Origin of the sequence: Kitasatospora sp. NPDC059747 (genome assembly GCF_042732955.1) — a bacterium.
GTDB lineage: Bacteria > Actinomycetota > Actinomycetes > Streptomycetales > Streptomycetaceae > Kitasatospora.
On sequence record NZ_JBHWGV010000021.1, the window covers coordinates 1 to 8,793 of the forward strand.

Annotated in this window: 6 protein-coding genes and 2 pseudogenes; 1 reads left to right on the forward strand and 7 read right to left on the reverse strand. The window is 68.0% G+C overall.

All coding sequences use genetic code 11. The features are described from left to right. Positions 1-1,164: 1,164 nt before the first annotated feature. From ACFV4G_RS11860 to ACFV4G_RS11875, 4 genes and pseudogenes are all read right to left on the reverse strand, one after another. Positions 1,165-2,703: a glycoside hydrolase gene (locus tag ACFV4G_RS11860; RefSeq protein ID WP_380439112.1), complete on the reverse strand. Its 1,539-nt coding sequence runs from the start codon at positions 2,701-2,703 to the stop codon at positions 1,165-1,167. Positions 2,704-2,764: 61 nt separating this feature from the next. Then, positions 2,765-3,178 (reverse strand): hypothetical protein, encoded by a 414-nt coding sequence (locus ACFV4G_RS11865; protein WP_380439114.1) that lies wholly within the window; start codon positions 3,176-3,178, stop codon positions 2,765-2,767. 553 nt (positions 3,179-3,731) lie between these two features. Next, positions 3,732-4,436 (reverse strand): annotated as a pseudogene (locus ACFV4G_RS11870) (ISAs1 family transposase); the annotation flags it as partial. 62 nt (positions 4,437-4,498) lie between these two features. Then, positions 4,499-4,777 (reverse strand): annotated as a pseudogene (locus ACFV4G_RS11875) (transposase family protein); the annotation flags it as partial. A gap of 169 nt (positions 4,778-4,946) precedes the next feature. Between ACFV4G_RS11875 and ACFV4G_RS11880 the strand changes: the two are divergent. Next, positions 4,947-5,720 (forward strand): TauD/TfdA dioxygenase family protein, encoded by a 774-nt coding sequence (locus ACFV4G_RS11880; RefSeq protein WP_380439269.1) that lies wholly within the window; start codon positions 4,947-4,949, stop codon positions 5,718-5,720. Between the two features lie 356 nt (positions 5,721-6,076). Here the strand turns inward: ACFV4G_RS11880 and ACFV4G_RS11885 are convergent, their stop codons facing one another. The 3 genes from ACFV4G_RS11885 to ACFV4G_RS11895 form a co-directional block, all read right to left on the reverse strand. Then, a complete protein-coding gene (locus tag ACFV4G_RS11885; protein ID WP_380439116.1) occupies positions 6,077-6,472 on the reverse strand; it encodes a hypothetical protein in 396 nt (131 codons plus the stop codon). Between the two features lie 101 nt (positions 6,473-6,573). Continuing rightward, the gene (locus tag ACFV4G_RS11890) at positions 6,574-8,313 is read right to left on the reverse strand and encodes a relaxase/mobilization nuclease domain-containing protein (RefSeq protein WP_380439118.1); all 1,740 of its coding nucleotides are present in this window, start codon (positions 8,311-8,313) and stop codon (positions 6,574-6,576) included. After that, positions 8,310-8,793, reverse strand: a 484-nt coding sequence (locus ACFV4G_RS11895; protein ID WP_380439120.1) for a MobC family plasmid mobilization relaxosome protein, incomplete at its 5' end; no start/stop codon positions are given. The genes ACFV4G_RS11890 and ACFV4G_RS11895, both read right to left, overlap by 4 nt.

Sequence of the window (8,793 nt, forward strand, 5' to 3'; positions counted from 1 at the left end):
TGTGGCGGTCGCCCTCCCGCGGCTTTTGTTTCTTATATGTGGGTCTTTGCGGCGTTGTCCAGCGCCACGCGCGCGCCCCCCCCCCCCCCCCCACGACGTCTACGTGAGCCGAATGAGCCAGCTGGTCGCGTTCTTGGCGCTGTCTCCTCGGGTCTCGAGCAGGAAGGTCTCTGGTGAATCAGAAATCCCCCCGCAGTATCGGGATGAAGGCCGTGGTCCTGGTTTCGGCGGGTGCACTCGCCGTAATTTCCGGCGTTCTTCCCAGTACGGTTGCAGCCGCTGACGCGGGCCAGCCGAATCAGGTCACCGACGGCGGTGGTGGCGGTGGTGGCGGTGGTGGCGGCGTGGATGGCGGTGGCGGTGGTGGCGGTGGCGGCGCGCAGGGTCCGGTCGGTCCGCAGGGTCCGCAGGGTGCCCAGGGTCCGCAGGGCGCGCAGGGCGCACAGGGTCCGCAGGGTGCGCAAGGTGTGCCAGGGCCTGCCAACGGGGCGCAGAGTGTGGCGGTGGTGAGCGGAGTCGTGGCCCCGAATACGCAGGGGACGGTCATGTGTCCGGCCGGTACATACGCCACTGGCGGTGGCGTCCGCCCCACGACTGCCGCCGGAATCGTTTCGACGTCCGGGCCGTACCCCAACATCGGCAATAGCACTCCCACCGGATGGACAGGTCAGAGCACAGGGGAGGCTCAGGTCTGGGTGATCTGTCGCCCGTAGATCTCTAGTTCACCATTCTGCGTGCAACCTCGGCCAGGTAAGTTGTTCAGCCTTGCGTCGTAACCGGCATCTGGCCTGGCCGAGGCCCCCAAGTATGATGTTGACTGGAAGTCACGCGCGTAGGAACAGCTGAAGGGGCAGCCACGGCCGGCCGCATCGGCGGCAAAGACGAGACGCCCGATCAGGTCGCGCTCGCCTCGCGCCAGGCCGAACGACCGCTTTCGGTGAAATCTCAGACTTCGGGCACTTCAGGCCCTTATCAGTGGGCATTTTGAGATTTCTATGGCAAAACGAAGCGAGCAACGGCCAAAAACACCATAAACTGGCATAATCCATGAACTATCCCCCATGCGAGCAGGACGTCCTCCTGACGATCGTGGCACCAGCCGCCATGGCGGCCACGATCGTCAACGTCACCCCTTCCCAGGCGGAGAAGGCCCTGGGCTCCAGCTCAGATCCAGACGTCATCGATTTCGATGGTCTGAATGGAGTTGGCGCCGAAGGAGATGGTCAGTTGCTTGCCGTTCAACGGGGCGTCGGGGGCGGTCTCGTACTGTCGTGCGATGCGGTAGTACGGGTCCGCGTCGGTGACCCAGCGTCGGGCGATGCTGCCGACGGCGCTGAAGCGGGAGAGGTCGTAGGTGATGTCCTGTGAGGTGTTGCCGCGCACGGTGACCAGGACCAGGCGGTGCCGGCCTGGGTCGTAGGCGGCGACGGTGGACGGGTCTCCGCTGTCGAGGATCTGCATCCCGGGCCGGATGTGACGGGTGTACTGGGCGAGTACGAAGTACTTGTTCGTCACGTAGGGGTCGGTGCCAGGGCAGGGGTTCGGCTCGCCCAGGGAGCCGCTCTTGACCGTCGTGTCGTTGCTGTAGGTGGCCTTCAGCAGGCCCCAGCTGAGGTTGTTGCCGGTGGCCGGGTCGGTGACCTGGCTGTCGACCGGCTGCCAGTAGCACCAGGCGGTCGGGTGCAGGTATCGCAGGTCCAGGGCGAGGTTGTAGGCGAGGTACAGGCCGTGCTCGTACTGCTCGCCGTACTCGCTCTGCCACAGCGGTCGGTCGCTGGCATGGACGTTGTTGTGCAGAGCGGACCGCGCGCTGCCCGAGTCGGTGTACTGGTAGCCGTGGACGTTGACCTGGCCGACCAGGCTCTGCGTGCCAAGTGCGGCCAGATTGCTCCAGGTGGTGTTGGCCTGGTCGTAGCTGTTCTCGTCGGAGGCGGCTATCACGATGTCCGACAGGCCGCGGGCGTCGAGTTCCTCGCGCAGGTAGCGGATCACCTTCTGCTGGATCGGACGGTTGAGGTCGGCACTGATGTGGCAGCCCTCCTGGGCCCCGTCGGCCGTCCACCACGGCGCCGAAGGCTCGTTGAAGGGATCGACGCTGCCGACGTCCACCCCCCACTGCTCCCGGAAGTACTGCGCGACGATCGCCACGTACCGGGCGTGCTGCTGATAGTTCCAGCTCTGCAGGTTGTCGCCACCGTCCGCGGCCCCGCACGGGTTCTGGTCGTTGCACATCCACCAGATCGGCGAGCAGGAGAACACCTGGAAGACGTCCGCGCCCCGGTCACGCGCCTTCCACACCATGTTGCGCTGCTCCGAGTCGCCCCACCAGCTCCAGCTGTTGGTGTCCGCCGGATTGTCGCTGAGCCAGTTGACCCAGTAGCCCTCGATCTTCCTGTACGCCGGCTGGTTCGGCGAGACCGCCTCACTCGGGCCGCCCGGCCAGGCGGGCTGCGTCATGCTGGCGCCGAGGTTGTACCGCACCACGTTGAGGCCCAGCCCGGGCAGGGAGCGGCCGTGGTACGCCACCGAACCGGTGGTGTAGAAGATGTCCGCGAGCGTGTTGTCCATGCCGAACACGTTTGCCCACCAGGAAAGGGAGGCCCCCCAACCTTGCCAGGCACCGTAGTTGAGGGACGGGTCGATCGGGGTCGTGTAGGAGGCGGCCGAGGCCGGCATGCTCGCCGCCATGACCGCAGCCGTCACACCGATTCCCAGAGCCTGTTGTCTCGTTTGCACCACTGACTCCTCTCCGAAACACGTGAATTCAGCGCAGTTCCAGTGCTCGCCAGGGCACTGTTGACTTGAGCATCGACTTCATGCTCATGCCAGGAGGCTGTCTGGTAGATGGATGCCAAACTTTGAGAACACTTGCTTGACAAGAGGGGTGCGGCCGCAAATTTTTTCTGGCACGGCCGCGCCATTCTGCCAAGTTGGCAGCAGGGCTGATGCGTTCTCGGGATGTGAGACCGAGTAGCTGAAGAGCTTGCTCGGGGTGGTTGCGGCGGTTGCGGTAGTTTTCGCGAGCGACGGCGACATTGGTCCAGTCGGCGAGGCCGATGGCCAGGCCGCAGGGGCCGGATGCCGATGTGACAGCGGTCAGCGTCATGGCTGAATCGGCTGCAATCTGGGCGAATCGATTGCGTATCGAGGCCGCCAGCCGACCTTCGTGAATTGACACTCGCCAACCTGAATATGCCCAGCCATTACGGCGAATCGTACTCTGGGAGCGGATCGCCCTGCCGGCTGTTCTCGGCACGCAGGCAGGGGGCGCACTCCCGGATGGCGACTTACGACTGAAGGGCCGGATAATCCCAACCCCACAAACAAGCGAAGCGCGCCTGCGCTCCGATCTAGAAGGATCGAAGAAAGCTCGCCCAACGAGCCGGGGTCGAATTCAAGTATTACGTACCCGAATGGAACGACCCTCGATCAAAGTTTCAGTCCCCGTGGATGTGCAGTCAATACCTGTGCGTCAGCCAGTGTAAGTAATACAATTACATCGCACTGAGGTTTTCTCGGCTCGGACCTACCGGCCAGGGCTTCGATGTAGTCCGGTGATGTCCGTTTTGTGATCACGCGAGACCGAGAAGCACCAGTGGGCGTCGTGGGTCACGGGCGCTGTGGCGGAGGCCAGCTGCGATGTTGGTGACGCCGGATAGCTTCAGCGCGCCGATGGCCAGGTTGCGCCAGGTCGCCATCGCGCGCGGCGCGTTGCCGGTCCGCAGCTGGGAGACGTCCTCGGCGAATGTGGTGTCCCTGACGTGATGCAGGGCCTCCACCTGCCAGTGGTCGCGGATCAGGTTGGCGAGCTGGGTGAGACCGGCCTGTTCGGCGGTGAGGCTGGTGACGGCATAGACGGTCTTCACCGTGGTCTTCCCGGTCTTGCGGTCGGTGCGGCGGCGCTTGAGCTGGACTGCCTGCCGGGCACCTGGGAAGAGCAGGTTGTTCACGGTGGCTACCTTGATCCGCCTGATCTCCGAGCGTCCATGGCCGACGTTCCTCGTGCGGCCCTGCAGCGGGATCTCCATCCAGGGAAGCGTTTTGAGCTGCTTGCGGAGCTTCTTCTGGTTGCCCTTGGCAATCACGATGTAGTGGGCTTCGCGGCCCAGGAGGTAGCTGGCGTGCTCGCGCTGGGTGTGCATGGCGTCGCTGGTGACGACCACACCGGCCAGGTCTGCGACGCCGGCCAGCAGCGGCTGGAAGCAGGTGATTTCGTTCGTCTTCTCCTGCACGTCTAACTGCGCGAGGACCAGGCCGGTGGTGTGGTCCAGGGCTGCGAGCAGGTGGATCTTGCGGCCCTTGGCCCTGGCGGCTCCGCGCAGGCTCTTCCCGTCGACTGCCAGGCCGCGCAGTTGGCCCTCGGTGGGATTGCGGCGGTCGGCGAGCCAGCGGCCGACCGCCAGGTCCAGTGCGTCGCCGTCGATCCGGGCCAGCAGCCGTCGATCCGGGCCAGCAGCCGTCGAACCGTCGTATCAGCGGGCAGGAGCCGTTTCGGCAGCAGCGGATCGAGGCGCACGCCGACGCGTTCCAGGACGTGCGGCGGAGCGTCGGCGATCCACTCGCCGACCGCCAGCAGCGATGTCGCCCCGGCCAGCACCGCGCACGCGGCCAGGGCGAGCACGACGACCAAAGCGTGGCGAACTCCGCGCGGATCGCGCGGATCGGGCACCTCGGCAAGGCGTACCAGCAGCCCGGGCACCTCTTCGGGCGCGACCTCCGGGTGCTCGCGGAGCTGGTCAAGGGCAGGCGGGATCGGCGATGATGCGTCGGCAGGCACGGTCTTCCAGGCAGATCACGGGGCGTCGAGAACTCCATGATCTTGGAAGCTGTGCCTGGCTCGCTCCGAGGGACACCTCAACCCGGCAGATCGTCATGAACCGGACGTCCTATAACTACGCCGAAGCCCTGGGTTTGTCGGCGAGATCGCCGGGCAGGGGCAGGAGTCGCTGCTTGCCGCGCGGGACGGCGCGGCCGTGACACGGGCACTTCGCCGGTTCGCGGTGGTGGTCATCCGTGGACTGCACCTGGTGCCGATGGAACAGGTAGCGTTGACGCGGTTGTTGGGCGAACCGGAGCCAGTGACGGACTGGCGCAACCAGCATCCGGGCAGTGCCGACATTCTCGTGGTCAGCAACAGCGGTGACCGGCCGGTGGTGGGCAACCAGGTCTGGCACTCCGACCGTTCCTTCCTGCCCCAGCCCACGCACTACACGATGTTGCGTGCCGACCTGGTCCCCAGTCATGGCGGCGACACGCTCTTCGCAGACATGGCCGCAGCCTTCGAGCAGGCGCCAGCCGGTTGGGCCGATGTACTGGCAGACGCCATAGGCGTGCACACGTACGACACCATCGCCCAATTACGGGCTCGCGTTCATGGCAAACCAGTTGAGCACGACTACGCCGAGCGCTTTCCACCGGTGCGCCACCCGGTGGTGCGACGTGATCCGGTCACCGGCCGACGCGGGTTCTTCCTCAACGAGCTGTGCCTAAAGCGCCTCGAGCGCCCTGACTCCCAGCCGTACACGGGCCCCTCGGTGGCAGAACTGCATGCGCACGCCACCCGGAGCCAGTTCGTCTACCGCCACCGGTGGCAGCGCGGCGACGTGGTGATCTGGGACAACACCCGGGTGCTGCACCGCGCCGACCGACTGGAGCGGGGTACGGCACGGGTGTTGCACCGCACCACCACCGCCGCCGAACGGGCCCCCGCCGCCACGTGACGTGACGTGATCACCCTGAACTCCGAAACCGCCGGATCAGCCACAGCCTCGCCGACAATCATCTGCTCGATGCCAACGGAACGGAACCGGGCGTGCTGCTGAAGCGCCCAGCCCTCCACCACTGTTGGTGGCCAGTTGAGGATCGGCTGGCCGCTGTCAGAGCACCAGATGGGCCGCTTCTGACAGGTCCAGCCCCCTGTCCACGTTGCGTCCAATACAACATCGTTGCATCGGTTTCGCCCGCCCATCCAGAAACACCAACCGGGGGACCAGCATCCGCCGATCCCCCGGTAAGGTCGCAGCTCAGCAACGTGCGCATCGCATACCAGATGTTGCGTCGAATGCAATACCGCTCACTACTCCAGGTACAGCCCGGCGAAGATCCCGTCGAAGCCCAGGGCGATCCGGGCTTCGTCGAGGGTGCGGTAGTGGGTCCAGGTCGGGTTGGCGAGCATGATGTCGAAGTCCCGGCGGGTGATCTCGGGCTCCAGCCACTCGGCGCCGCAGCGGCAGCGGATCCAGACGTGGCGGCGGTGGTTGATCAGCAGCCAGTCGCGGCGGGCCCGGCAGGTGGAGCAGGTCACCGGGATTCCGCCGAGGACCAGTTCGGTGGGGCACTGCGCGAGGCGGACGGTCTCGGGGCCGCTGGGCGGCTGGGTCTCGTACTCGAGTTGCAGGAGCGGGTCGGTGCCGGCCGGGGCCGGGGTGATGATCGGGGCTGGGTTGGTGGTCTGCTCGGTGGTTCTGGACACGGGCTCTCCGTTCGCAGTGCTCGGTTCTTGCGTAACACCTGGTGGAACCGGGTGTCGAGGGGTTTGCCGACCGGCGGACGGCTGTGGCCGCCGGGCCGGGGTCAGCGTCGGGGTCCCGGGCGGCGGGGTTCGTTCGCGGCCGGGGCCGGCGCGGGCTGGGTGATGCGGGTGTGTTCCGGATCGGTCGCGGTGCGGGCGCCGACTGCCGTTCCGGTGAGCGGGCGTTGGGGGTTGGCGGGGAGGTCGGCGATGCGGCGGATGCGCCAGACGAGGACGTCGGCGGTGTCGCGGGCGGTTTCGAGTTCCCGCCAGGAGGTGGCCTCCGCGAGGAGCGCCTCGGGGTCGTGGCCGGCCTGTTCGGCTTCGGCGAGCACGGCCGTGAGGGCGTCGTGCTCGCGAGCGTGGCCTGAGGCGTCCTGTTCGCCGAGGACGCTGCGGATGGTGGCCTCGTGGCGGCGCCGGTCGGGCTCGGGCAGGGCGCGGCCGATCTCGCGCATCGTCCGCATCGGTGTGGCGCCGGCCTGTTGGTAGGCGGCGCGGAGGTGTTCGGCGGCCTGGCGGGAGGCGGCGGCCTGCTGGGCGTGGCCTCGAGAGGAGTGCCAGCGGGCGGCGGCCATGGTGACCAGGACAAGGGTGGACAGGACCATCGCGGTGGCGCCGCCGTCTTCTCCGCGTCCGAGTGCTCCGCCGACGTGGACGATTCCGCGGGCGGCGGATCGCAGGGCGCGGATGTCGGCGTTCTCGGCCTGGACGTGGCTGCGGGTGGCGCGTTCGAAGGCGCGGGCAGCGTCTCGTAGTTCAGCGCGGGTGGCGGCCGGGGAGGTCTGGGCGAGGGCGTCGAGGAGTTCACCGGTGCCGACGAGCTGGGCGGCGGCTTCGTCGTCGTCCTCGTCGAGGACGGCGGCGGCGCGCTCGGCGGTTCCGGCGGCGTCCCGGCGGTGCCGGGCGGCAGCGGACCGACCGGTGTGCGGTGTGCCGGGCTGGGGCTGCTCGGTGTCGAGGGGTCCGTCGGTCAGGCGGCGGCGGATCCGCGGGAGGGAGAGGTCGGGGGCGAGCTTGGAGCCCGGGAACCAGATGGGCTCTTTGCCGGCGTTGCGGTCGCCGGGGAGGGCGACGTTGTAGCCGAGGACATCGCCGGAGGGAGCGTGGCGGAGCTTCACGCGTAGGCCGGCCTCTCGTAGGCGGGTGAAGAACTCCTGCTCGGTGGCGGCTCCGGCGACGGCCTGGCGGACGGCTTCGCGCAGGGTTTCGCGCGGGGTCTCGGTGCGGCTGGTGCGCTCGGCTTTGAAGTGTTCCTGGCTGGTGGGGTTCTGGGCGGCGGTGCCGTCGCCGGGGTTGAGCTGTCGCAGGCCGTATTCCTTCTCGATGAGGCGGGCCTCGGCCTGAGCCTTGCGCTTGTCGTAGCTGAGGCCAGCGAGGCGGCCGTCCTGGCGGACCAGGGTGGCGGCGATGTGGATGTGGTCGGGGGCGTGGCGGACGGCGACCCAGCGGCAGGCGGTGGTGTCGCCGTCGGGGGCGATGCCGGTGGCGTGGACGATGCGCCGGGCGATGGTGGCCCACTCGGCGTCGTCGAGGTGCCGGTCACCGGGGGCGGTGCGCAGTGAGCAGTGCCAGATCTTGGTGGCTGGTGCCTGCTTGCCGAGGGCTTTGACCGGCTGGTCGAGCTGGTTGGCGAGCTTGGCGACCTGGTGCCGTTCCGGGTTGGGGCCCGGGTCGGGGGCGAAGTTGTTCCAGGAGGCGACGAGGTGCTGGTCGGTGTGTTCCTCGTGCTTGCCGGGGCCGAAGAGGTAGTCGATGAGGGGGAAGGCTCGGTCGGTGCCGGTGCGGATCTTGGGGATCACCGGCGGATGAGCCAGTCGACGGCCTCGTCGACCGCGTCGATGGAGGCTTCGACGCGGGCCAGGAGCTGCCGGAGTTCGGCGCCCGGCTGGCCGCTGGCGTTCACGTAGTGGGCGAGCTGGTTGAGGTTGTTGCCGACGGCGCCGAGCTGGCGGTTGGACTCCATGAGTTCCTGGATGCCGCGGCGGTAGTCGGCGACGGCGGCGGTCGGGTCGGTGCTCTCGGCGACGGCGAGCGCGGCTGCGGCGGTGAAGCCGCCGGGAGCGAGGCCAACCCGGCCAGCGGCGCGCTGAAGGAGGGACCACTCGGGGTCGCTGAAACGGGGGCAGACGCGGTTGGTGCGCGGCGCGCTCTGGCGCAGGCGACGACGGGTGGCGGGTCGGACGGCTTCGGCGGTCGGCGGGGTCTTCTGCTTCTCCTCCTTCGTCGGCACCCCTGGGCCGAGTGGCGGGCGGGGGGGGTGGGCGAGGCGCGCGCGGGCG